Origin of the sequence: Bradyrhizobium sp. dw_78, from assembly GCF_018449525.1 — a bacterium.
Classification (GTDB): Bacteria; Pseudomonadota; Alphaproteobacteria; order Rhizobiales; family Xanthobacteraceae; genus Bradyrhizobium.
The window spans coordinates 64,532-86,104 of the sequence record NZ_JAAVUS010000002.1 but is presented as its reverse complement, the minus strand read 5'-3'; the positions used below and the strand labels follow the sequence as shown (position 1 = coordinate 86,104).

The 21,573-nt window shown below is 62.1% G+C and carries 27 protein-coding genes; 15 read left to right on the top strand and 12 right to left on the bottom strand.

The genetic code is table 11. The annotated features are described in order from the left end of the window. The 4 genes from HB630_RS06270 to HB630_RS06255 all read right to left on the bottom strand — a co-directional run bounded on the left by HB630_RS06270 (nt 1) and on the right by HB630_RS06255 (nt 2,648). Nucleotides 1-771 carry a dienelactone hydrolase family protein gene (locus tag HB630_RS06270; RefSeq protein ID WP_213770904.1) on the bottom strand — a complete coding sequence of 257 codons (771 nt, stop codon included), beginning with the start codon at nt 769-771 and terminating at the stop codon, nt 1-3. Between the two features lie 70 nt (nt 772-841). Further along, the gene (locus tag HB630_RS06265) at nt 842-1,285 is read right to left on the bottom strand and encodes a DUF59 domain-containing protein (RefSeq protein WP_213770903.1); all 444 of its coding nucleotides are present in this window, start codon (nt 1,283-1,285) and stop codon (nt 842-844) included. Between the two features lie 11 nt (nt 1,286-1,296). Beyond that, on the bottom strand, nt 1,297-1,776 hold the full coding sequence (locus HB630_RS06260; protein WP_213770902.1) for a hypothetical protein: 480 nt from the start codon (nt 1,774-1,776) through the stop codon (nt 1,297-1,299). 26 nt (nt 1,777-1,802) lie between these two features. Then, nucleotides 1,803-2,648, bottom strand: coding sequence for a xanthine dehydrogenase (locus tag HB630_RS06255; protein ID WP_213770901.1), 846 nt, complete (start codon nt 2,646-2,648; stop codon nt 1,803-1,805). A 341-nt stretch (nt 2,649-2,989) separates the two neighbouring features. On the opposite strand from HB630_RS06255, the gene HB630_RS06250 reads away from it, so the two are divergent. Genes HB630_RS06250 through HB630_RS06240 form a run of 3 tightly spaced genes read left to right on the top strand, consistent with a single transcriptional unit; the run spans nt 2,990 to nt 3,976 of the window. Further along, a complete protein-coding gene (locus HB630_RS06250; RefSeq protein WP_213771885.1) occupies nt 2,990-3,223 on the top strand; it encodes a BolA family transcriptional regulator in 234 nt (77 codons plus the stop codon). A 55-nt stretch (nt 3,224-3,278) separates the two neighbouring features. Next, nucleotides 3,279-3,614 (top strand): Grx4 family monothiol glutaredoxin, encoded by a 336-nt coding sequence (gene grxD / locus HB630_RS06245; protein ID WP_213770900.1) that lies wholly within the window; start codon nt 3,279-3,281, stop codon nt 3,612-3,614. Further along, complete coding sequence (locus tag HB630_RS06240) at nt 3,611-3,976, top strand: (2Fe-2S) ferredoxin domain-containing protein (protein ID WP_213770898.1); 366 nt, start codon at nt 3,611-3,613, stop codon at nt 3,974-3,976. The genes grxD and HB630_RS06240 overlap by 4 nt, the downstream gene beginning before the upstream one ends. A gap of 50 nt (nt 3,977-4,026) precedes the next feature. On the opposite strand, the gene HB630_RS06235 is transcribed toward HB630_RS06240, so the two are convergent. Continuing rightward, nucleotides 4,027-4,467 (bottom strand): ArsC/Spx/MgsR family protein, encoded by a 441-nt coding sequence (locus HB630_RS06235; RefSeq protein ID WP_213770896.1) that lies wholly within the window; start codon nt 4,465-4,467, stop codon nt 4,027-4,029. An 11-nt stretch (nt 4,468-4,478) separates the two neighbouring features. Continuing rightward, nucleotides 4,479-4,913 carry a response regulator gene (locus tag HB630_RS06230; RefSeq protein WP_213770895.1) on the bottom strand — a complete coding sequence of 145 codons (435 nt, stop codon included), beginning with the start codon at nt 4,911-4,913 and terminating at the stop codon, nt 4,479-4,481. Nucleotides 4,914-5,371: 458 nt separating this feature from the next. Here HB630_RS06230 and nifH point away from each other — a divergent pair, with 458 nt between their 5' ends. The 10 genes from nifH to HB630_RS06180 all read left to right on the top strand — a co-directional run bounded on the left by nifH (nt 5,372) and on the right by HB630_RS06180 (nt 14,316). Next, a complete protein-coding gene (nifH, locus tag HB630_RS06225) occupies nt 5,372-6,274 on the top strand; it encodes a nitrogenase iron protein (protein ID WP_213770893.1) in 903 nt (300 codons plus the stop codon). 216 nt (nt 6,275-6,490) lie between these two features. Next, nucleotides 6,491-7,192, top strand: coding sequence for a nitrogen fixation protein NifQ (locus tag HB630_RS06220; protein ID WP_213770891.1), 702 nt, complete (start codon nt 6,491-6,493; stop codon nt 7,190-7,192). Nucleotides 7,193-7,216: 24 nt separating this feature from the next. Beyond that, nucleotides 7,217-7,714, top strand: a complete 498-nt coding sequence (gene irr, locus HB630_RS06215; RefSeq protein ID WP_213770890.1) for a Fur family transcriptional regulator Irr — start codon at nt 7,217-7,219, stop codon at nt 7,712-7,714. Between the two features lie 192 nt (nt 7,715-7,906). Further along, on the top strand, nt 7,907-9,112 hold the full coding sequence (nifV, locus tag HB630_RS06210; protein ID WP_213770889.1) for a homocitrate synthase: 1,206 nt from the start codon (nt 7,907-7,909) through the stop codon (nt 9,110-9,112). Nucleotides 9,113-9,120: 8 nt separating this feature from the next. Further along, a complete protein-coding gene (cysE, locus tag HB630_RS06205) occupies nt 9,121-9,939 on the top strand; it encodes a serine O-acetyltransferase (RefSeq protein WP_213770888.1) in 819 nt (272 codons plus the stop codon). Beyond that, nucleotides 9,936-10,286: a nitrogenase stabilizing/protective protein NifW gene (nifW, locus tag HB630_RS06200; RefSeq protein WP_213770887.1), complete on the top strand. Its 351-nt coding sequence runs from the start codon at nt 9,936-9,938 to the stop codon at nt 10,284-10,286. Before cysE ends, nifW begins: the two co-directional genes overlap by 4 nt. Nucleotides 10,287-10,569: 283 nt before the next feature. Beyond that, nucleotides 10,570-11,415, top strand: coding sequence for an electron transfer flavoprotein subunit beta/FixA family protein (locus tag HB630_RS06195; RefSeq protein WP_213770886.1), 846 nt, complete (start codon nt 10,570-10,572; stop codon nt 11,413-11,415). 21 nt (nt 11,416-11,436) lie between these two features. After that, nucleotides 11,437-12,540 carry an electron transfer flavoprotein subunit alpha/FixB family protein gene (locus HB630_RS06190; RefSeq protein WP_213770885.1) on the top strand — a complete coding sequence of 368 codons (1,104 nt, stop codon included), beginning with the start codon at nt 11,437-11,439 and terminating at the stop codon, nt 12,538-12,540. Nucleotides 12,541-12,609: 69 nt separating this feature from the next. Beyond that, nucleotides 12,610-13,917 carry an FAD-dependent oxidoreductase gene (locus HB630_RS06185; RefSeq protein ID WP_213770883.1) on the top strand — a complete coding sequence of 436 codons (1,308 nt, stop codon included), beginning with the start codon at nt 12,610-12,612 and terminating at the stop codon, nt 13,915-13,917. A 102-nt stretch (nt 13,918-14,019) separates the two neighbouring features. Then, on the top strand, nt 14,020-14,316 hold the full coding sequence (locus tag HB630_RS06180) for a ferredoxin family protein (RefSeq protein ID WP_213770881.1): 297 nt from the start codon (nt 14,020-14,022) through the stop codon (nt 14,314-14,316). A gap of 92 nt (nt 14,317-14,408) precedes the next feature. Here the strand turns inward: HB630_RS06180 and HB630_RS06175 are convergent, their stop codons facing one another. From HB630_RS06175 to modA, 6 genes are all read right to left on the bottom strand, one after another. Further along, nucleotides 14,409-14,954 (bottom strand): carboxymuconolactone decarboxylase family protein, encoded by a 546-nt coding sequence (locus tag HB630_RS06175; protein ID WP_213770879.1) that lies wholly within the window; start codon nt 14,952-14,954, stop codon nt 14,409-14,411. A gap of 5 nt (nt 14,955-14,959) precedes the next feature. Beyond that, complete coding sequence (locus tag HB630_RS06170; protein ID WP_213771884.1) at nt 14,960-15,520, bottom strand: redoxin domain-containing protein; 561 nt, start codon at nt 15,518-15,520, stop codon at nt 14,960-14,962. 247 nt (nt 15,521-15,767) lie between these two features. Further along, entirely contained in the window at nt 15,768-16,346 is a 579-nt protein-coding gene (locus tag HB630_RS06165) for a DUF2478 domain-containing protein (protein WP_213770877.1), read from the bottom strand. Nucleotides 16,347-16,438: 92 nt separating this feature from the next. Beyond that, nucleotides 16,439-17,557, bottom strand: coding sequence for a molybdenum ABC transporter ATP-binding protein (gene modC, locus HB630_RS06160; RefSeq protein WP_213770876.1), 1,119 nt, complete (start codon nt 17,555-17,557; stop codon nt 16,439-16,441). Further along, on the bottom strand, nt 17,554-18,240 hold the full coding sequence (modB, locus tag HB630_RS06155) for a molybdate ABC transporter permease subunit (protein ID WP_213770875.1): 687 nt from the start codon (nt 18,238-18,240) through the stop codon (nt 17,554-17,556). The genes modC and modB overlap by 4 nt, the downstream gene beginning before the upstream one ends. A 5-nt stretch (nt 18,241-18,245) precedes the next feature. Then, entirely contained in the window at nt 18,246-19,007 is a 762-nt protein-coding gene (gene modA / locus HB630_RS06150; RefSeq protein WP_213770874.1) for a molybdate ABC transporter substrate-binding protein, read from the bottom strand. Nucleotides 19,008-19,292: 285 nt separating this feature from the next. Between modA and modD the strand changes: the two genes are divergently transcribed. Further along, nucleotides 19,293-20,159, top strand: coding sequence for a ModD protein (modD, locus tag HB630_RS06145; RefSeq protein ID WP_213771883.1), 867 nt, complete (start codon nt 19,293-19,295; stop codon nt 20,157-20,159). Nucleotides 20,160-20,880: 721 nt separating this feature from the next. Next, entirely contained in the window at nt 20,881-21,534 is a 654-nt protein-coding gene (locus tag HB630_RS06140) for a hypothetical protein (RefSeq protein ID WP_213770873.1), read from the top strand. Nucleotides 21,535-21,573: the final 39 nt, after the last annotated feature.

Below are 21,573 nucleotides of genomic sequence, written 5' to 3'. Positions count from 1 at the left end.
TCAATCCATCGGAGGACCGAGATCGTCGGCGCTCTCTTTCTTTTTCTTCTTCTTATCGACCTTGGCCTGGGCATAGGCGCCGGCATTCTTGAGGGCGATCGGAGGCTGTCCCTCGACATATTGGGATATCCACGTCAGCGTCCGTTCGAGCGCTTGTTTCGACGCCTCGTCATGATAGCCGTCGCGGTCGTCGCAATTGAAGGCGTGCGCCGCGCCCGGATAGGAGAATGCGCTGACATCCGGCCGGTGGGCCCGAAACTGGCTTACTTCTTCAAAGGGGATCAGCGGATCGTTTTCGCCGAAGTGAAGCAGGGTAGGGACCTTGCGCTTGGTGCGGTAGTCCTCGACGATTCCACCGCCATAATAGCCGACGGTACAGGCCACGCCGCTGATGCTGTTGGCCGACACGTAAGCCAGGTATCCGCCCCAGCCATATCCGACGATTCCCACCTTGCCGGCGCTCCTGACGGCATTGACCGCTTCCTTGATATCGGCGATCGCGCGTTCGGTGCCGACCTGTTGCATCAGCTCTGCTCCTTCGGCAAGGCCGTCTTCGCCGTAACCAAGCGCGACGTCGGTTTTCAAGGCATCGAAAAGCGACGGTGCGATCGCGAGATAACCTTTGGCGGCGAATTCGTCGGCGCGCTTACGGATGTCGGGCGTGACTCCGAAGCAATCCTGAAGGATGACCACGGCCCCCTTAGGTGCGCCGGCCGGCTCGGCGCGATAGGCGGAAAATGTGTGGCCATCGCCAGCAGTCAGCTCGATCATGATATCCTCGTTTGCCGATAGTGCGCCAATCATCGCGCGGTCATGAAAATTGAACGGTGCTGCACGTCAGTCATATCAATCCAAGTTCCAGCTGGACGTCTTCCGACATCCGCGACTTGTCCCAGGGCGGATCGAACACCAGGTTGACGTCGACGCTGCCGACGCCCTCGACGCCGGCGACCGCATTCTCCACCCATTTCAGCATTTCGCCGGCAACCGGACAGCCGGGCGCGGTGAGCGTCATGTCGATTTCGATCAGGCCCTGATCTCTCAACTCGATCCGGTAGATCAGCCCGAGATCGTAGATGTTCACCGGTATTTCGGGATCATGCACCGTACGGAGCGCGGCGACGATGCGCTCGGTCAGGCTGCCTGAGTTGGCTGTAACGTCGCCAGCGGCAATTGTCGGTGAGGCGACATCTATGCTGCGAATGTCAACCACGGTCGTGTCTCCATCCTGCACCTGTTCTTTGATCTCGTCCTTGCAGGTCTTGCTCTGCAAGGTTGGTGCCATCGGAGCGCTTCTCAGCCAAGGCCGTCGGCCAGAGCCGCGACGACCGGCCAGCCGATGATGCCCGCCGGATCCAGCCGCCGCAACGCTGCGAGCATTCGATCGGCCTGGTGCCGATCGTTCTGCCGGAGATGGATGAAGGTGAGCGCCTTCAAGGTGTAGAGCGCGAAGCGGCCGGGCCCATCGGGAATAATGGGCTGCGGCTGCCATTGCCGCCAGTCCGCGTCCCATCCGGCTTGCGCCGCCGCTTCCTTGAGGCCGCGCTCCGCCGCGATCTGCGCTTCCTCGAGATGACCTTGATAGGTGTGAATCTTGTACAGGCAGAAATAGGTTGGAAGCTGCGCCGGCGCTTGTGCGAGCGCCTGCCGGAACAGCCGGTCCGCCTTTGCCCGGTCATGACGATAAATCGCCACGCCCTGTTGCAGCAACGCGTTGATCTCTTCGGGCAGATCGCCGAAATTGATCAACTCGGGTTCGCTGAACAGATCGGCCATGTGATGCCCGGCGGGTGTCGCGGATGTCACTTGACGAGATGGAGCTGTCCGGTTCTTTCCGGAAAACTTGCCGCATGAAGCGAGATGGCTTTCCCCACGGCATTGGCGATAGCCTGGCCACGGTTGTCGATGCCGGTCCAGTTGGCCTTGCGCCCGCGGGAGTCGATTTCAAGCAGCTTCACGCCCGACGGCACCTCGGCCCCGTCGCGAACGACGCCTCTCAATATCCCGTCAAACGGCGCGCGCACCGGCGTACTTCCGAGATGGCCGACCACGAAATCCTTGAAGACGCGCGATCCGATTTCAATCGCGGTCTGCCATCGGCCGGCGAACTCCGATCGCACGAAGCGCTCCCCGCAATGATCGCCAAGACGCTCGGAGACGCCGTCGGGCGGATCGGCCGGCCCGCTCCTGATGATCTGTCCGGCTTTGCTCGGCCGTGTCTCGATGGCGACATCGCAATTGGCGCCGCCGCAAAAGCCGGGACCGAGACCGATCGTCAGCTGGGCAAGCCGGCGCAGATCGGGAGTGACGAGATATTTCTGCATCCTGGCATCCACCAGAATGTCGAGGCCCCGAAGCACGATGAGATCGAGCAGTCCGAGTTCGGTGACGATGACGCCGGGGGCGCGGCTGATGCCAGCGCGAATTTCAATGCCGCTATCGGCGCGCTGCGCCACAACGCCGGCGACGCTGACGGCATCCTCGAACAGTGCGTCATGGAAGGCCATTTTTCGCCGTATCACCGGCGGCAACGGATCGTATGACAGAACCACGCCATAGCCGTTGCGGCGGAGCAGCACGGCGACAGCGGAAGCAATCTCGTTGGTGCCGAGAATGACGGCAAATCGATCGGGCGGGGCAATTCGCATATGGGAGACTTCTCGCTGCAATCCGGACGCTCGCAACCCTAAAGCAAGAGCCGGGCCGCAGGATATTCGCGCAAAATAGCCGATATCCCGGACCTCCGTCCGGCGCCGATGCAATATATAGGTATAAATATAACGGAGCTGGTCTGGTCCGGAACAGCGGGGGTACGGCATGTCGGAAACCCGACAATGAAGCGCCGGCTCCGTTTCAACCGGTGTAGCCCGATAGGCCTGATCGGGCGGCGATCGACAGCAAACGGACCTTGTCGGCTTGTTCCTTTTGGATGGCACCGGGTTGGTTTGGAGTTTGCATGACAGCGTTCGTTGCAGCAGGAGCGAACACGATGGCGATGGCCGGATCGGATATCGAACGCCTTCTCAAGGGAGCCTTCCCCGATGCGCATGTCGTCGTCGTGGATCTCGCCGGAGACGGCGATCATTACGGCGCGCGGATCACCTCGGCGGCCTTTGCGGGCAAGAGCCGGATCCAGCAGCACAAGATGGTCTATGACGCATTGCAGGGGCAGATGGGCGGAGCCCTTCATGCGCTTGCCCTCGAAACCGCGGTGCCGAAGTGAGGGTTTTCACCGGTGCCGGGTGGGTAAAATCCAACCAAACGTCAAGGGAAAGCAGATGATGAATTCAACGGCCGATCGCATCAGGGACGTGATTGCAAGCAGCGACGTCGTATTATTCATGAAGGGCGTGCCGGCCGCGCCGCAATGTGGATTTTCGGCGGCCGTGGTGCAGATTCTCTCCGGTCTGGCGGTGCCGTTCAGGGGCGTCGATGTGCTCTCGGACCCGCAAATTCGCGAGGGCATCAAGGTGTTCTCGAACTGGCCGACCATCCCGCAGCTTTACGTCAAGGGAGAATTCCTCGGCGGTGCCGATATCGTCCGGGAAATGTTTCAGGCCGGAGAACTCGCCGCGCTGTTGAGCGATAAGGGAATTGCGACGGTATCGACATGACGGATCAGGCTGATATCGCGCAGGATTCCGATTTCGAGCTGCCGCAGGTCTATAAGCGCCATGTCTTTGCGTGCTCGACGCAAAGGCCGCCGGGCCATCCGCGCGGAAGCTGCGGAGCGGCGGGCGCGCTGCCGCTATGGGATCGTCTCGGCAAGAAGATCGAGACGGAAGGTTTGGCCGAAACAGGCTTCACCGCCTCGGGTTGCCTCAGCTTCTGCAAGGCAGGTCCGCTGATGGTCGTCTACCCGGAAGGTGTCTGGTATCGGCCGACCACGCCGGAAGATATCGATGAAATCGTCGAGCAGCACCTCAAACGGGATCAACTTGTGGATCGCCTGGCCGTGGTTCTGACGCGGCGCTGAGGCAATGGCTCCGCCCGCAAAATGGCTCCTCCTGCAAAGGCCTGCGAGATTTATGTAGACGGGGTCTTCGATAGCAGGGAAGGATCCGGACAGGCCGCGGCCGCGCCTGGCCGGCTGCATGCTTCGATATTCCGGTCGACGGCGCCGTCAAGCAAGCATGTGACGGGCTCGCGATCAAAGCCCGCGCATCTTTGACCATCCGTTTCAATAAGCGGCCGCCGGATCAGCAGCGGATCGTCGAGCATCAGAGCAATTGCGCCTGCCGCGTCAAGTTTCTCAGGCAAGATCTCCCCGGATTTGACGCGGGGCGCGGCGGGATTGAACCAAGAGGCTACGGGCCTCGATCCAAAAAATCCGCGCAAGCGTTCGGCCGTCCATGGTTCTGCCAGCAGGTTCCTTGCGATGACGGTGTGGCCGGCCGCCTCGAGCGTCCGTTTCTGCCGGGCATTCGTCGCGCAGCCCGGTTTTTGGTAGAACTGGATCGTGGCCATAGCGGCGTCCTCTAGCTGAGAAGGCCGAGCTGCACCAGCGGGGCTGCGCCGCCGCGGCCGAGGATCGTATCGACCTTCTTGCGGACGGCCTCCAGCGTCAACGGCTTGACCAGCGCTCCATGCGCGCCGGCCTTCATGCCATCCACGGCGGTCGCTTCATCGGATTTGTCGCAGACAATGAGGATGCGGACGCCGGGAAATTTTGCGGCGAGATCGCCGATCAAGGCGGGGCCTTTTTGCTTGAGGAAAGAAACGCCAAGCAGCACCACGTGGGGCTTGAGCCAGTCGGTCCCCTTTTCATAGGCCTCTTCGGGAGTCGAGAGCTCGTGGGTTTCGATCTCGTCGTGCAACATGAACTGCAACGCGGCGCGGGTAATCTCGTCGTCGTCGATAACGAACACACGCCGCTGGTCGACAGCTTTCGATGTTTCGACGCCGATCTGCATGTGAGCCTCCTTAAGGTTTACGAACATGTTGGATTTGCGAACATGTTCCGGGTTGCGCCCGCGGCTTTGGCTGCTAGCAATTTCCGTTCCGTAACGCGTGAATGCGGCCCCAACACAAAAAATGCAGCAATGACGGGCGACGCCGACGGTGTCCTGTGCGCGAGCCGCTTCAATCCTTGTCCGATTTCCAACAGACCGCATACAGCCGGGCCAAAGCTGTCAGGTTCAAAACATCCTTCGTTTCCGTGGGATTCAGGCGTTTTTGAAGCCTAATCATTGACTTAGTGGGAGTGGCACGGCGGTTGCTAATAGGTCAGCGGAACAAGGAGTGAGGGCTGAGTGCACGCAGACGTCTGACGAGCGATGCGCTCCTTCCCGTAACCCATGTGCCCGGTTCTGTAACGGAAACAGTCTCGCGCCCACGCGCGACCATTGGCAATCGGTTCATGGAGAGAGAAATGGCGGCACTAAGACAAATCGCATTTTACGGCAAAGGCGGCATCGGCAAGTCGACGACCTCGCAAAACACCCTCGCAGCGCTCGCGCAGATGGGACACAAGATCCTGATCGTCGGCTGCGATCCGAAGGCGGACTCGACCCGTTTGATCCTGCACGCCAAGGCGCAGGACACCATCCTCAGCCTGGCGGCGGCTGCCGGCAGCGTCGAGGATCTCGAAATCGAAGAGGTCATGAAGGTCGGCTATCAGGATATCCGTTGCGTCGAGTCCGGCGGTCCGGAGCCGGGCGTCGGCTGTGCCGGCCGCGGCGTCATCACCTCGATCAACTTCCTCGAAGAGAACGGCGCCTATGAGGACATCGACTACGTGTCCTACGACGTGCTCGGCGACGTCGTGTGCGGCGGATTTGCGATGCCGATCCGCGAGAACAAGGCGCAGGAGATCTACATCGTGATGTCCGGCGAGATGATGGCGATGTATGCCGCCAACAACATCTCCAAGGGTATTTTGAAATACGCCAATTCCGGTGGCGTGCGGCTTGGCGGGCTGGTCTGCAACGAGCGCCAGACCGACAAGGAACTCGAGCTTGCGGAAGCGATGGCCAAGAAGCTCGGTACGCATCTGATCTATTTCGTGCCGCGCGACAACATCGTGCAGCACGCCGAGCTGCGCCGCATGACGGTGCTGGAATATGCGCCGGACTCGGTTCAGGCCGGTCACTACCGCAACCTGGCGAACAAGATCCACAACAACGCCGGCAAGGGCATCATCCCGACCCCGATCACGATGGACGAGCTCGAGGACATGCTGATGGAGCACGGCATCATGAAGGCTGTGGACGAGTCCGTCGTCGGCAAGACTGCCGCTGAACTCGCCGCCGAGGCGGCGATAGCGGCGGCCTGAGGCTCGCGTTCGACCTCTGGCGTTTTCGAGCGAAGTGGCTTCCGGTTCGCGTGAAGAAAACGCATCAAGACAAATAGCAGAGACCCGGTCCCTCGCAAGAGGGGCCGGCACGACCAACGGCATCCGTTTGGGGCAGATCAACCGGCTTTGGAGCGGCTTGTGATCACAACGGCACCACGAGAGCAGACAGTCGATGCAGTATCGGCGCTCCCTCTATTGAAGCCATCGGCCGCGCCGCGCGCTCGCGCGCATGTCGGTGTCGCCGCCTACCGGACGCTGACCGGCTGTCACCCGGCCGACGCCGACATTGAGGATGATTTCAGCTTCGACAGGCATGTGCTGGCTTCGATCCTGGTGGTAGCGGCGATGGAGAACGATGCCGTTGCCGGGCGGGCAGGGCTCGCGGCGGCCGAGTTTGCCAGTCTGATGGCGCAATGGTTTCCGGCGGCTTGCGGTCTGGGTATCGTTTGGTCCGCACAGGATGCGGATGCCGAGGGCGCCGATGACGACGAGATTGCGATGGTGCGCGATCTCCTGCTGGCGCACCGATCGAGCGAAGGCAATGCCGGGCGCTGGCTTGCCGCGATGATCGCCCGGCGATCGATGGAGCCGAACCATCTGTGGGAAGACCTCGGCCTGCGCGACCGCTCCGAACTGACGAGGTTGCTGGCGCGCCACTTCGGCCCGATCGCTGTCCGCAACACCAGGAACATGCGGTGGAAGCGGTTTTTCTATCGCATGCTCTGCGAGGACGACGGCTTGGTCATGTGTAGTACGCCGGTCTGCACCAACTGCAATGATTTCAATGTCTGTTTCGGCGATGAGAGCGGCGAGAGCCGGATGGCGGAACGGCGTCGTGAGGTGACCTTGGCAACGCTGTCCACGAATGGAGTAGCGCTGTCCTACCTACCGGAGTAACGCATCGTGGATCTGACGACGACAATGCCGATTGAAAAGTCGCCGGAGCCATTTTCCGGCGCTGACACAGACCTGCCGTCCGATCTTGTTTTCGAGGCGAACGAAAAGAATCTCATCTGGCGCGGTTGCCTCGATTTGCTCCGCCAGGCCGGCCTGCGGCCGACGCATCAGCGCCTGCTCCTCGGCTCGCTGCTGTTCTCGAGAGGCGGCCGTCACGTCACCGCGGGAATGCTTCATGACGAAGTGACCGCGGCCGGCATCCACCTTTCGCTGGCGACCGTCTACAACACGCTGAACCAGTTTACCGGTGCGGGCCTGCTGCGCCAGATCGGGATCGATGGATCGAAATCATATTTCGACACCAATCCGACCGGGCATCACCATTTCTTTGTCGATCATGAAGACAGGCTGCTCGACGTTCCCGAACCGGGCGTGTTGATCGACATGCTGCCGGAGCCTCTGCCCGGCTATGAGATCGCGGGGGTCGACGTCGTCGTCCATCTGCGCCGGAAACAGGGCTAGTTCGTCGCGTTTGCGACGCTGTCGCGATTACGACAATCGGCAATATCGTGAAAAATAACTATTTTTCATGAGGTTAGGTGGCCATCTTAACGCTGGCACGGAGGTTGCTCTTCTTTGGATATTGGAGATGCGTCGTGGAATTTGTGTTCTGCAGGCTTCTCCGGGTCAAGCCGCCGCCGTGGTGAGGATTTCATGATCGAGCAGCCGACATCCGATCAGCCTTTCCCCCTCGATCGTCCCGCGATCGGAGCGACCAAGCTTGCGCCGATCGTTCTCAACGACACGACGCTGCGCGATGGCGAGCAGGCGCCCGGTGTCGCATTCACCACCGCGGAGAAGGTTGCGATCGCGCAGGCGCTGGCCCGTGCAGGCGTTCCGGAACTGGAGGCGGGAACGCCGGCGATGGGTCGCGAGGAAATCACCGCGATCCGGGCCATCGTCGAGGCGGAGCTGCCGCTGACGACGATCGCCTGGTGCCGAATGCGGACAGAGGACGTCGATGCCGCCATCGCGGCGGGCGTGTCGATGGTCAATGTATCGGTGCCGGTTTCCGATGTGCAGATCGCGGCCAAGCTTGGCGGCAGGCGATCCAATGCGATCGAGATGGTCAAGCGCGTCGTTGGATATGCACGCGGCAAGGGCCTGGCCGTCGCGGTCGGCGGCGAAGATTCATCGCGCGCCGACGTCGATTTCCTGATCGAGATCATCGCCACCGCGAAGGCTGCCGGTGCGCGGCGGTTTCGCGTGGCCGACACGTTGAGCGTGCTCGATCCGGATTCGAGCCGTGCGCTGATGACTGCCTTGCGTGCGACGACCGACCTCGAACTTGAATTTCACGGCCACGACGATCTCGGGCTTGCCACGGCGAATACGCTGGCCGCCATCAAGGCCGGCGCCACCCACGCTTCGGTTACGGTGATCGGGCTCGGCGAAAGGGCCGGTAACGCGCCTCTGGAAGAGGTGGCGGTCGCGCTCAGGCAATTATACGGGCGGGAGACCGGCATCGTATTGTCCGAGCTCGGCAACGTCGCCAGCATTGTCGCTGCGGCGGCGGCGCGTACCATTCCGCTCAACAAGGCGATCGTGGGCGAGCATGTCTTCACCCACGAATCCGGCATTCATGTCGATGGGCTTCTCAAGGATCATCGCACCTATCAGTCGCTTGATCCGGTGCTGTTCGGACGCGCCAACCGTATCGTCATCGGCAAACATTCGGGGCTATCGGCGATTACTTCGCTGTTGTCGGATCTGCGGCTGCCGGCGAGTTCCGACCAGCTGCAGAATATTCTCGCGCGCGTGCGTGACCATGCGGTGCGCAACAAGGGCCCGGTCGGCCATGAAGCCGTCACGCAGATCTGGCGCGAGGTTTGCGATTCGAGACTTCCCAATTGTGCATGAGGCCGCCCATGACCGACGCCGTCGATATGCGCGTCAGCGATCCCCCGAGCAATCCCCTGGCGGATGCCGAGCTTCGTCTGCCTTCGCTGTTGCAGCTGATCAAAGAGGATGTCGGTTGCGTTCGTCTGCGCGACCCCGCCGCCCGCAGTGAACTGGAGACGCTGCTCACCTATCCGGGCGTACATGCGCTGATCTGGCATCGCATCGCCCATCGGCTGTGGAGAGCGGACTGGAAGTTCGCGGCCCGGCTGTTGTCCTGGCTTGGCCGCTTCCTGACCAATGTCGATATCCATCCGGCAGCGAGGATCGGGCACCGGTTCTTCATCGATCATGGCGCCGGCGTCGTTATCGGCGAGACCGCCGAGGTCGGCAATGATGTCACGCTGTATCACGGCGTGACGCTGGGCGGCACCTCCTGGTCACCGGGCAAGCGCCACCCCACGCTGGAAGACCGCGTCGTCGTCGGCGCCGGCGCAAAAATTCTCGGGCCCATTACCATCGGGCGCGGTACGCGGGTCGGGGCCAATTCCGTCGTGATCGACGGCACGCCGCCTGAAGTCACCGTGGTCGGCATTCCTGCCAGGGTGGTCCGGCCGGAAATCGGCCACCGGCGCGTGGTCGGCCGGATCGACCTCGATCATCATCTGATGCCGGATCCGGTCGGAGAGGCGATCTCGGTGGTGCTGGACCGCATCGAGTTTCTCGAAGCGCGGCTGGCCCATATGCAGAAGCGGCTGCGCGAGGGAAGCGGGACGGGACGGGAAGACAGGGATGCGGCCGCGCTCTGCGTGGTCGCGACAATGCAATCCGAGGGAAGCCGGCAATGAGCGGCGCTCCGACATCAGCCAACACACCGGGCGGCGTGCTCGATCAGATGCATAGAGCATCCGCGGCCGAGGATTTCTTTACCTTGCTCGGGGTCGACTATGACCCGAACGTGGTCAATGTGGTGCGGCTCCATATCCTGCGGCGCATGGGCCAGTATCTCGTGAGCGAGGATTTCTCTGGCTTGCCCGATGCCGTCGTGGCTGAACGCTGCAAAGCGGTGCTTGAGCAGGCCTATGCCGACTTCGTCGCCTCGTCGCCGCTCGATCAGCGCGTGTTCAAGGTCTTGAAGGACGCGGTGGCGCCAGCCAAGCCGCGCAACATCGTGCCGCTCTCCACACTCAAATGAGCCTGCGGCTTCGTGCGATCGCATCCCGGGCCGCTGCCGCGCGAATCCGGGCGGCGAGGGGCGGGGCTCCCTGCAACGCCGTTGCTATTCTTCCGCGTAACCGCGCTGTCGCATTTGCGACGTGTCGCAAATGTGCGGTTGGCGGGGGTCAGGAAAATCATGACAGATTGTCGGTTCCTGTCCTCAAGTCATTGTCTTCGCGTTGATATTTCGGTGGGACCGCGACTGGTACGACACTTGCTATCCTGTTTCTGAGCCCACCAGGCAGGCTCGGAGCCATCGCATGCATATTGTCGTCTGCATCAAGCAAGTTCCGGATTCGGCGCAGATCCGTGTTCATCCCGTGACCAACACGATCATGCGCCAAGGCGTGCCGACCATCATCAACCCGTACGATTTGTTCGCGCTCGAGGCCGCGCTTGAATTGCGCGACAAGTTCGGCGGCGAGGTCACGGTGCTGACGATGGGGCCGCCGTCGGCCGAGGACAGCCTGCGCAAGGCACTGACCTTCGGGGCCGACCGCGCGGTGCTGCTGACTGATCGCTTCTTCGCCGGCGCGGATACGCTGGCCACGACCTATGCGCTCGCGACCGCCGTCCGCAAGATCGGCGAGACCTACGGCGCGCCGGACATCATTTTCACGGGCAAGCAGACGATCGACGGGGACACGGCCCAGGTCGGCCCCGGCATCGCCAAGCGGCTCGGCCTGTTGCAGCTCACTTATGTCGCCAAGATCGGTTCGCTCGATCTTGCCGCGCGCACCATCGAGGCCGAACGGCGCTCTGAAGGGGGTGTGCAGGTGCTGCGCACCAGGCTGCCCTGCCTGATCACCATGCTGGAGGCGACCAACGAGATCCGGCGCGGCGCGATGATCGATGCGCTGCGGGCGGCGCGCGCCGAGATCGTCAAATGGAGCGCGCAGGATGCCGGGGTCGAAGACATCGCAAAATGCGGGCTGCGGGGTTCGCCGACCATCGTCAAGAAGGTCTTCGCGCCGTCGCCACGCGCGGAGAAGGCGGTTCTCATCGACTTCGGCAGCCGGCCGCCCGCGGAGGCGCTGATCGAGGATATTTTCAAGCGGCAGCCCAAGCTCGAGGCAGAGCTCGCGGCGCTGGCACGCGGATTCTAATGGATTGATAGGGGAGCCGAGATGAGCGAGCCCGCGAAAACACCAGCCCCGGCAGGCCGTGCGGCGACCAAGAAGGAGCTGCCGGAACATTTCAAGGGCTACAAGCACGTCTGGGTGTTCATTGAACAGGAACGCGGTCAGGTCCATCCCGTATCGTGGGAATTGCTGGGCGCCGGGCGGCAGTTGGCCGACAAGCTCAAGGTCGATCTCGCCGCCGTGGTGATCGGGCCCGAGGGCGAGGCAACGCGGCAGGCTGCTGCCGAAGCCTTCTGCTACGGCGCCGATCTCGCTTACGTCGTTGCCGACAATCTGCTCACCGACTATCGCAACGAATCCTACACCAAGGCCCTGACCGACGTCGTCAACACCTACAAGCCGGAGATTTTGCTGCTTGGCGCCACCACGCTCGGCCGCGACCTCGCGGGTTCGGTGGCGACGACGCTGCTGACCGGGCTGACGGCCGACTGTACGGCGCTGGACGTCGATAGCGACGGCTCGCTCGCCGCGACCCGCCCGACCTTTGGCGGTTCGCTGATGTGTACGATCTATACGCTCAACTACCGGCCCCAGATGGCGACGGTGCGGCCCCGCGTGATGTCGATGCCGGAACGGGTCGAGCGCGATCCCGGCCGTATCATCGTCCATCCGTTGGGTCTGGTCGAAGACGATATCGTCACCAAGGTGCTGTCGTTCCTGCCGGATCGCGAATCCGCCAAATCGAATCTCGCTTATGCCGACGTCGTGGTCGCGGGCGGCCTGGGGCTCGGGTCGCCGGAGAATTTCCAGCTCGTGCGGCAGCTCGCGTCGCTGCTCGGCGCCGAATATGGCTGTTCGCGGCCGCTGGTGCAGAAGGGCTGGGTGACTTCCGACCGGCAGATCGGGCAGACCGGCAAGACCATCCGGCCGAAACTCTACATCGCTGCCGGGATCTCGGGCGCGATCCAGCATCGGGTCGGGGTGGAGGGCGCCGATCTCATCGTTGCGATCAACACCGACAAGAATGCGCCGATCTTCGATTTCGCCCACGTCGGCATCGTCACCGACGCGATCAGATTGCTGCCGGCGCTGACGGAAGCGTTTCGCGCGCGCCTGTCGCCGCATTCGCGCGACCGGATCGCAAGTTAGCGCATGTTTCGGCGAAGCGGGTACCGGTGCGCCGTCAAGAACATGCGCCACTGAACAAAGGAGCGTGCCATGATCGAAGAAAAATTCGACGCAATCGTCGTCGGCGCCGGGATGGCCGGCAACGCCGCCGCGCTGACGCTGGCCCAGCGTGGCCTCAAGGTGCTGCAACTCGAGCGCGGCGAATATTCCGGATCGAAGAACGTTCAGGGTGCGATCCTTTACGCCGACATGCTGGAGAAGCTGATCCCGGATTTCCGGGAGGATGCGCCGCTCGAACGTCATCTGGTCGAGCAGCGCTTCTGGATGATGGACGACCGCTCCCATGTCGGGTTGCATTATCGATCCGATGATTTCAACGAGGAGCGTCCCAACCGCTACACCATCATCCGCGCTCAATTCGACAAATGGTTCTCGTCCAAGGTGCGCGAAGCCGGTGCGACGGTGCTATGCGAGACGACCGTGACCGAGCTGGCGCAGGACGCCTACGGCCGGGTGATCGGCGTGCGTACCGACCGGCATGACGGCGAAGTGCATGCCGATGTGGTCGTGCTTGCCGAAGGCGTCAACGGGTTGCTCGGAACGCGGGCCGATCTGCGGGCGCGGCCGCGGCCCGACAATGTCGCGCTCGCGGTCAAGGAAATGCATTTCCTGCCGCGTGAAACCATCGAGGCGCGCTTCAACCTCAAGGGCGATGAAGGCACCGTGATCGAGGCCGCCGGCACCATCTCGCGCGGCATGACGGGCATGGGCTTTATCTATGCGAACAAGGAGTGTGTGTCGCTCGGCATTGGATGCCTCGTGTCCGATTTCGAGAAGACGGGAGAAACGCCTTACGGTCTGCTCGAGCGGTTCAAGCGTCATCCGTCGGTGGCGCCGCTGATCGAGGGCTCCGAGGTCAAGGAATATTCCGCGCATCTCATTCCCGAAGGCGGCTACAAGGCGATTCCGCAGCTTTACGGCCATGGCTGGGTCGTGGTCGGCGACGCGGCCCAGCTCAACAACGCGATCCACCGCGAAGGGTCGAACCTCGCGATGACTTCGGGTCGCATCGCCGCCGAAGCGATCTTCCAGGTCAAGTCGCGCCGGGATCCGATGACGAAGGAGAACCTGTCGCTCTACAAGAAGATGCTGGACGATTCCTTCGTCATCAAGGATCTCAAGAAATACAAGGATATGCCGCAACTGATGCATATCCAGTCGCAGAATTTCTTCCTTACCTATCCGCAGCTCGTCTCCAAGGCGATGCAGAATTTCGTGCGCGTCGACGGCACGCCGAAAGCGGAGAAGGAAAAGACCACGCTGCGCTCATTCGTGAGCGCGCGATCGTGGACCGGCCTGTTCGGCGATGCCTTCCGCTTCGCCCGGGCCTGGCGCTAGAGCATGATCCCTCGCGACAAACGCTAAACGCGTTTGCGCGGAGATCATGCCCTGGACGGCAAGACGGGATTCTGGCGGCCTTATAACGATGGAGATCGAAACATGACAACCGAACTCTCTGTACGTGTCGAGGACAAGCTGTTTTACAACCGCTATCTCGTCGATGCCGGGCGCCCCCACATCAAGGTGCGGCCGCACACGGTGCCGTCGCCGGCGCTGCTCACTTTGCTCAGGGCCTGCCCGGCGCGATGCTACGAACTCAACGACGCGGGCCAGGTCGAGGTTACCGTCGATGGCTGCGTGGAATGCGGCACCTGCCGGGTCATCGGCGAGCCGGGCGGTGACATCGAGTGGAGCTATCCGCGCGGCGGCTATGGGGTGCTGTTCAAGTTCGGCTGACGGTCATCCCGTGAGGACCGGCTCGAAGGAGGCCGATGTGCAGCCGGCGCCGGCCGTCATGACCAGACGGTTGCCCGGCGCCGGGCGCAATGTTATTCGGCGGCGTCTGCCAGACTGGAGCTTCCCGCCTCGATCGCGATGGCGACCGACTGGATGATCGCGGCGAAGCGGACGGCCGTCTGGATCGCGCTGGAGGCCACGCCTGCCTCTTGCAATACCTTTTCGTGGGCATCGATGCAGGCGCCACAGCCATTGATGGCGGATACGGCCAGCGACCACAGTTCGAAATCGGTCTTGGCGATGCCGGGATTAGCGATGACATTCATCCGCAACCGCGCCGGCATTCCCGCATATTCCTTGTTGGATGCGAGATGTGCGAAGCGGTAATAGATGTTGTTCATCGCCATGACCGACGCGGCCGCCTTGGCCGCGGCGATGGCCGCCGGCGTCAAATGTTCGGCGGCCAGGCTCTCCAGCGCAGCCACCACGATCGGATTTCGTGTCGCGATCGCCGAGGCGAGGAACAGGCCGTATTTCGTCTGCGGCTCCAGGGCCTCATCGGACAGCATGGACGTCAGGTTGAGCCTGACGTCCTTGGCGAAGTCCGGAATGAGGTTCTTCAGGTCTTCGATCGACATCAAGCTCACGCCACCTTGAGCGTTTCGCCGCCGATCTCCCGGTTGCAGGCGCACAGTTCGTCGGTCTGCAGCGCATCCAGCACGCGCAGGGTGTCCTTCGGGCTGCGGCCGACGTTAAGGTTGGTCGCGTAGACGTGCTGGATCACATTGTCGGGATCGACGATGAAGGTGTAGCGGTAGGCGACGCCGTCCGGCGAACGCACGCCGAGGCCATCCACGAGCGAACCCTTGGTGTCGGCGAACTGCCAGATCGGCAGCCGGTGCAGGTCCTTGTGGCCGCGCCGCCAGGCGAGCTTGCAGAACTCGTTGTCAGTCGAACTGCCGAGCACGACGGCGTCGCGGTCGGCGAAGTCCGAGGACAGCCGGGCGAATTCCGCGATCTCGGTGGGGCATATGAACGTAAAATCCTTCGGATAGAAGAAGATCACCTTCCACTTTCCAGGGAAGCTTGCTTCCGTCAGCGATTCGAACGCGCTCTCGCCCGTTTCTTCCTGGGTCTGAAAGCCAGGCTTGACCCCGACAGGCTGTCTCGTTGAACGATTGGCATTTGCCGGTGCAAGCGATATGCTATTCGGATTTTGCGCACGCAATAGACGGCATTGTCGGGAATCCGACAATCCGGCGCGGCGACAGCGTTGCAAGAGCAATGCATAATTCGCATGGAAGCATTGAAGAGCAGCGAGCGGTAAGAAAAGGCTCAATGCCTGCAATATTCTTACGGGCAAGGTCGTCGCGGTCACGGCCATCGTGATCCCAAGAGAACGATAACCGCGCACCTCAAGGTAGGGCCTGCGCTGGGAAGTCGACCCAGCCTCAGGCGGCTGGTCTGGCCGGCATCATTTTTTTGCTGGCTGCGATCCGCGCCGAAATATTGCGCCACCAGTCATGCACGGCATAGGGCGCGCATAGCAGCGTCGTGCCGCGGTTGCCGGTGAATTCCCGCCATGCATCGTGGGATTTCAGGGGAACGGCGGTCAGCACCGGAATCCCTGCCATGATGGTCTCGGCGAACTCGCTGCGCAGGCCCCGACCGCTCGCCTCCTGCTTCGAGAATTTGTTGATGATCATCAACTCGACCTGCTGCGAAATGGCGTTGGCAACCACGACCGCCGCCTCGGCGAGACCGGCTGCGTCGAGCTTGCAGGCCATCGATCCGCTGCCGAGCGGCTGGCAGATCGAGATTTTCCGGCCGCTTGTCAGGTCGATCACCTCCATGCCGTTTTGCTGGCCGGTTGCGTCCTTGCGATTGCGTTGAACGATGCCGCCGACGCGTATGCCACCGCGCTGCAATTCGTTTGCGAAATCGGCAAGCATCGTATCGACGTCGTCCGCCGGCTGATAAAGAATCGCCGCGAGATGATTGGGATCGATATCGGCGAAGTCAGTTGTCATCGTGGATGTCCTCGATGCTGGGTCCGCAAAGTCGCCCGGCTTCAAACTGAGCAATTTCCATGCCGCTCGCCTTGGAGCAGGGACTGTACTCTCTAACCGTCGGAGCGTCCTGAAACCAGCGAAACGCCTTTGACTTGTGCGAAAACATCCATCCCTTCGGCGAGTTGAAGCATATCCCATGAACGAAGCGTGATTCTCGCCAGCAGGCGGACGCCAGAGCCGCCGGATCCCAGCGCCAGGACAGCAACGACTTCGCTCGGTCCGGCCGACAAGCGCGACATGATGCGCGCCGGCAGGACATTGAGAATCGAACTGTGCTGCGGGGCGGCTCGCGCGAGACTGACATCGCTCGCGGTGATCCGCAGGCGTTGACGCTTTCCGGCCGCAATAGGTGGGCTGGGGACGAGCAATTGTCCATGCCCGATATCGAGCGTGACGAGGCCGTATGTCCCATCATAGGCCATGACGGTTCCATCGAAGCTGACGGCGGCATCCCGCGCGTGGGCGAGCGGCAGGGCGGGATCGCTCTGGAGGGCAGGGAGCGGCCCCACGCCCAGGACCTTGCCTTCATTCATCAGGATGAGATGCGAGGCGAGCCGCTCGATCTCCGTCATGTCATGGCTGATATAGATGACGGGGAGCGAAAGCCGCTCGTGCAGCCGTTCCAGGAACGGCATGATCTCGTCCTTGGTCAGGCGATCGAGCGCCGACAATGGTTCGTCCATCAGCAGCAGCCTGGGTTGGGACAGCAGGGCGCGGCCGATGGCGACGCGCTGCCGTTCTCCGCCGGAAAGATTCTGCGGAAATCGCCCGAGCAGTTTCACCAGGCCGAGCAGGGCGACGACTTCGTCAAACCCGATATCGTCAGGACCGGATGCACCCCGGCGCCGTGGCGCGCCATAAAGCAGATTGCGCCGGACCGGCAGATGCTCGAACAGGCTTGCCTCCTGAAACACATAGCCGATCGGCCGTCGATGCGGCGGCCTGAACATCGTCTCGTGCTGCCAGATATCGCCATCGATCGCGCAGAAGTTTCCCGGCAGGTATTGCAGGCCCGCCAAGCAGCGGGCGACGGTCGTCTTGCCGCATCCGGACGGACCGAAGATCGCGGTGACGCCCCGCGCGGGAATGTCGAAACGGGCATCGAGCCGGAAGCGGCCGAGTTCGCCGCGAAAGGCGGCCTGGATCCGGCCAGGCGTTGCGATGTTCATCGGCCGGTCCGCGCGCCGCGTTTCTCGATCAGCGTGATCGTCAGGATGATGGCAAAGGCAAAGATCACCATGCCCGATGCGAGGATGTTCGCCTCGCGCCATTGCGACGCCTCGACGTAATCGAAGATCGCCACCGACAGCACCTTGGTGCGGCCGGGTATATTGCCGCCGATCATCAGCACCAGGCCGAATTCACCGACGGTATGGGCGAATCCGAGTACGGCGCCGGTCAAAAAGCCCGGCCGTGCCAGCGGCACCGCCACCGTCCAGAACGCACGCCGCGGCGATGCGCGCAAGGTCGCTGCGACCTCGATCGGCCGATCGCCGATCGCGGCAAATGCGTTGCGGATCGGTTGCACGACAAACGGCATCGAATAGAGCACCGATCCGAACACCAGGCCTTCGAAGGTGAAGGCGAGCGTGCGTCCGCCCCAGGCGCCCGCGATCACTCCGCCCGGACCATCCGGGCCAAGCGCTACCAGCAAATAGAAGCCGAGAACGGTCGGCGGCAGCACCAGCGGCAGCGCGATCACCGCCGCGACCGCCTCCGTCCACCACGCTTTCGAGCGCGCCAGCCACCATGCGAGCGGCGTGCCGAGCGCGAGCAGGATGACAGTCGTGATCGAAGCAAGCTCAATGGTAAGCCAGACCGACTGCCAGAGATCGCCGGTCAGTCCGCCCATGCGGCTCAGCTTTGCCCGTCGAGCACGTAGCCATATTTTTCGATGATGGCGCGTGCTTCCGGACTCCTGAGAAAGGCGATGAACCCGGTCGCGGCCTCGTTCGAAACTCCGGTTTTCAAAAGCACCGCATCCTGGCGGATCGGCGAATAAAGCTCCTGCGGAACCAGCCAGCGCGAGCCGGTCTCCGGCCCGGTGAGCTGCGACAGCGCGACGAAGCCAAGCTCGGCATTGCCGGTTTCGACGAACTGATAGGCTTGCGTGATCGTGGCGCCCTCGACCAGCTTAGGCTGGAGCGTATCAAGAACCTTGAGCGATTTCATCGTCTCCATGGCGGCCGCGCCATAGGGGGCAGCGGCCGGATTGCAGATCGACAATTTCGCAAATGTCGCGGCCTTCAGAGTCTCTTCGCCGGTCACGAGGCCGGGCGTCTTGCTCCACAGCACGAGCTTGCCGATGGCGTAGGTGAAACGGCTGTCCGGCACGGCCAAGCCGTCATCGATCAGTTTCTTGGGACGGGCATCGTCGGCCGAGAGAAGAACCTGAAACGGTGCGCCTTGCGTGATCTGGCTGTAGAATTGGCCGCTGGCGCCGAAGCTCAGCACCACCTCGTGGCCGGTCTTCGCCTTGAACGCGGCGGCGATCTCCTTGGCCGGTTCTGTGAAATTGGCGGCGACGGCCACGTTGGTCTGCGCCGCGGGCACGCTGGTGGAGGTGAGAACCCAGGCTGCGATACCGACGGCCAGCCGAGCCAATTTGGCAAATCTCATCATGCGCTCCTGAGTTGTCTGTGGCGGCGTCTGTCGGTGCCCGCTCGGATACCGTGATCTCAGCAAGCCGCATGCCGCGATCCCGCTGGTCCGGGGATTGCTAGCCAGTCATGCCAACAGGGCATTTTCGCTATGGGCCAAGACAAAGCCGCGTATCTTTGTCGTGATTCCGACAAGGATGTATCTGATCGGACATAACGCATGAGCAGGTCTGCGACATTCCAATCGCTTGCGCCGCAAGGCGCGGTCATTCCATCGGCGACGCCTGCGTCAGGCCCGGTCATCATGGGAAGGCCCGCGCCGACGGTCGCATCGCGCGCCGAACTGGAGCAGCTTCTGCTCGACGACGTTCCCTATGGCGATCTGACGACCGAAGCGCTCGGCATCGGTGCGATGCCCGGCTCGATGCAGTTCACCGCCCGCGACAGGATGGTGCTTGCGCTCGCCGAGGACGCGGCCGCCATCATCGAACTCGCCGGCTGCAAGGTGGACCTGCGGGCATCGTCCGGCGCCGTGCTGGAGCCGGGTTCGCCGATCCTGACGGCGCATGGACCGGCGTCGGCGCTGTTGCGCGGCTGGAAAGTGGCGCAGACGTTGATCGAGATCTGGTCCGGCGTCGCGACGGCGGCCCGCGCGATCCTCGATGCGGCGAGGGCCGTTTCACCTCACATCGCGATCGCGTGTACGCGCAAGAACATCCCGGGCACCAAGCGGTTTGCTGTCGCCGCGGTCAAGGCGGGCGGCGTGGCCATGCATCGGCTCGGCCTGTCGGAGACGGTTCTGGTTTTTCCGGAGCACCGTGCATTTCTCGGCGGGATGCCGCTGACGGCCTATGTCGAGCAATTACGGCGCGCCACGCCGGAGAAGAGACTGGTGATCGAGGTGACCAGTTTCGAGTCGGCGGTTGAAGCGGCGGTGGCGGGATTTGACGTGATCCAGGCGGAGAAATTCGTCCCGGCGGAAATCGGTGCGCTGGTGGCGCGGATGAAGGCGATGGCATCGGTGTGGAACCGGCCAATCGTGGCCGCGGCCGGCGGCGTTCATGCGGGAAACGTCGCCGCTTATGCCCAGGCCGGAGCCGATATCGTGGTGACTTCGTCACCCTATCTGGCGCGGCCTTGCGATGTTCAGGTCCGGATCAATCCACGATAAACGGATCATGGTTCATCGCGCCAGCACGGCCTCTCTCTTCGATAGCTTCTAATCTGAGCAGCACCCGGACGCGTTGAGCACCTTGCCGCGAAGGCGTAGTTGTCGCTCAAGGGCGATGCGATCTTTTTCCGGCGAGGGAGAGGCAGATGGCTAATCACAACGATCATCAATCCGTTCGGGCAGAGATCGATCATCGTCTTATGATGACATTCTCCTGGACGCTTGACGCGTCGGGCCTGCCGCCGATGACGGTCATGCGGATGATGGCTTCGGCGTTGGGAGCCATCTACCGGCAATCCGCGAATTCGCACTTGGCGCAGCAATGCCCCTGTGGTTGGCAACCAGTCTTTCAGGATATCGAAGCCTTGCAGTCGGAAATGGAGATGGCTGCGCGCCAACGATTGGCCGACAGTCTCAGGGACATGCCGGCGGTCGGCAGAGCATGAGCCGGCACGATCCGGACCGCCCAGCCGACCGATCGTGACAGCCGCCGGTGCATCGTATTGTTTCTGATCTTTGCTGCCTTCGGCGGTTCGCGGCGCCCTGTTTTCAAGGCGAATGCCATGCACAAATAACATAACGGTCACAGAGAATTGTATAATGATGTGACACAATCTAGGGATATCTGACCGGGTTCATTTTTATAGCTTTTAGGGGGGATTGAATGTTAGCGCGGGCAGGAATGGTGGTGTTTTTCGTGGGGTCATTGTCGGGGCTTGCCATGGCGCAGACCGCATCTCCGCAGACCGTATCTCCCGAGCCAAAGCCCACCGCGCCAGTCCCCGCCGCGCCAGCCCAGGATGACAGCGCAACGAACATGCTTCCCCCGGCGGTCGGTGACCACTGGACCTATGAGCTGCGCGACAATATCAGCGGCGATCTGAAAGGCGATGTCACGCAAACCGTCACGGATATCAAGGGCGATGAGATCAGTATCCAGAGCCATGCTCTCGGAGCGGCCAATTCCATTTACCTGATTTATGATCACCTTTGGGATCTGAAGAGCAATCCGTTGTGGAAATTTGCGCCGAATGACGGTGGCGGCGTCAAGGAATCGATGAAAGAGGGACAGACGTGGGATTTCAAAGCCACGGATCTCAAAGATGCGCGCGCGATGTGGAAGCGGAACGGCTCGACGAAAGTCATCGGCGAAGAATCAGTCACGACTCAGGGGGGCACGTTCAGCGCCATAAAATATGAAACCACCGTGCATATTCGCGGCGCGATCGATCCGACAAAAAAGGCTGATGTCGTGATCACCGCGTGGTATGTGCCGTCGGTTGATCATTGGGTGAAGCGGACCGAGAAACTGATGTCCGACGGTCACGTCAGAAACAACACGACCGTCGAACTGGTCGATTACGGCCGGCAATAGCCGCTGCATTATTGAAACCCCGGTCGTCAGCGAGATATT

Excerpts from the sequence above, each read along its gene's own strand:
- HB630_RS06270 (WP_213770904.1), bottom strand. The coding sequence starts at position 771 with ATGATCGAGCTGACTGCTGGCGATGGCCACACATTTTCCGCCTATCGC.
- HB630_RS06265 (WP_213770903.1), bottom strand. The coding sequence starts at position 1,285 with ATGGCACCAACCTTGCAGAGCAAGACCTGCAAGGACGAGATCAAAGAA.
- HB630_RS06260 (WP_213770902.1), bottom strand. The coding sequence starts at position 1,776 with ATGGCCGATCTGTTCAGCGAACCCGAGTTGATCAATTTCGGCGATCTG.
- HB630_RS06255 (WP_213770901.1), bottom strand. The coding sequence starts at position 2,648 with ATGCGAATTGCCCCGCCCGATCGATTTGCCGTCATTCTCGGCACCAAC.
- HB630_RS06250 (WP_213771885.1), top strand. The coding sequence starts at position 2,990 with ATGGCGATGGCCGGATCGGATATCGAACGCCTTCTCAAGGGAGCCTTC.
- grxD (WP_213770900.1), top strand. The coding sequence starts at position 3,279 with ATGATGAATTCAACGGCCGATCGCATCAGGGACGTGATTGCAAGCAGC.
- HB630_RS06240 (WP_213770898.1), top strand. The coding sequence starts at position 3,611 with ATGACGGATCAGGCTGATATCGCGCAGGATTCCGATTTCGAGCTGCCG.
- HB630_RS06235 (WP_213770896.1), bottom strand. The coding sequence starts at position 4,467 with ATGGCCACGATCCAGTTCTACCAAAAACCGGGCTGCGCGACGAATGCC.
- HB630_RS06230 (WP_213770895.1), bottom strand. The coding sequence starts at position 4,913 with ATGCAGATCGGCGTCGAAACATCGAAAGCTGTCGACCAGCGGCGTGTG.
- nifH (WP_213770893.1), top strand. The coding sequence starts at position 5,372 with ATGGCGGCACTAAGACAAATCGCATTTTACGGCAAAGGCGGCATCGGC.
- irr (WP_213770890.1), top strand. The coding sequence starts at position 7,217 with ATGCCGATTGAAAAGTCGCCGGAGCCATTTTCCGGCGCTGACACAGAC.
- nifV (WP_213770889.1), top strand. The coding sequence starts at position 7,907 with ATGATCGAGCAGCCGACATCCGATCAGCCTTTCCCCCTCGATCGTCCC.
- cysE (WP_213770888.1), top strand. The coding sequence starts at position 9,121 with ATGACCGACGCCGTCGATATGCGCGTCAGCGATCCCCCGAGCAATCCC.
- nifW (WP_213770887.1), top strand. The coding sequence starts at position 9,936 with ATGAGCGGCGCTCCGACATCAGCCAACACACCGGGCGGCGTGCTCGAT.
- HB630_RS06195 (WP_213770886.1), top strand. The coding sequence starts at position 10,570 with ATGCATATTGTCGTCTGCATCAAGCAAGTTCCGGATTCGGCGCAGATC.
- HB630_RS06190 (WP_213770885.1), top strand. The coding sequence starts at position 11,437 with ATGAGCGAGCCCGCGAAAACACCAGCCCCGGCAGGCCGTGCGGCGACC.
- HB630_RS06185 (WP_213770883.1), top strand. The coding sequence starts at position 12,610 with ATGATCGAAGAAAAATTCGACGCAATCGTCGTCGGCGCCGGGATGGCC.
- HB630_RS06180 (WP_213770881.1), top strand. The coding sequence starts at position 14,020 with ATGACAACCGAACTCTCTGTACGTGTCGAGGACAAGCTGTTTTACAAC.
- HB630_RS06175 (WP_213770879.1), bottom strand. The coding sequence starts at position 14,954 with ATGTCGATCGAAGACCTGAAGAACCTCATTCCGGACTTCGCCAAGGAC.
- HB630_RS06165 (WP_213770877.1), bottom strand. The coding sequence starts at position 16,346 with ATGACAACTGACTTCGCCGATATCGATCCCAATCATCTCGCGGCGATT.
- modC (WP_213770876.1), bottom strand. The coding sequence starts at position 17,557 with ATGAACATCGCAACGCCTGGCCGGATCCAGGCCGCCTTTCGCGGCGAA.
- modB (WP_213770875.1), bottom strand. The coding sequence starts at position 18,240 with ATGGGCGGACTGACCGGCGATCTCTGGCAGTCGGTCTGGCTTACCATT.
- modA (WP_213770874.1), bottom strand. The coding sequence starts at position 19,007 with ATGAGATTTGCCAAATTGGCTCGGCTGGCCGTCGGTATCGCAGCCTGG.
- modD (WP_213771883.1), top strand. The coding sequence starts at position 19,293 with ATGGGAAGGCCCGCGCCGACGGTCGCATCGCGCGCCGAACTGGAGCAG.
- HB630_RS06140 (WP_213770873.1), top strand. The coding sequence starts at position 20,881 with ATGGCGCAGACCGCATCTCCGCAGACCGTATCTCCCGAGCCAAAGCCC.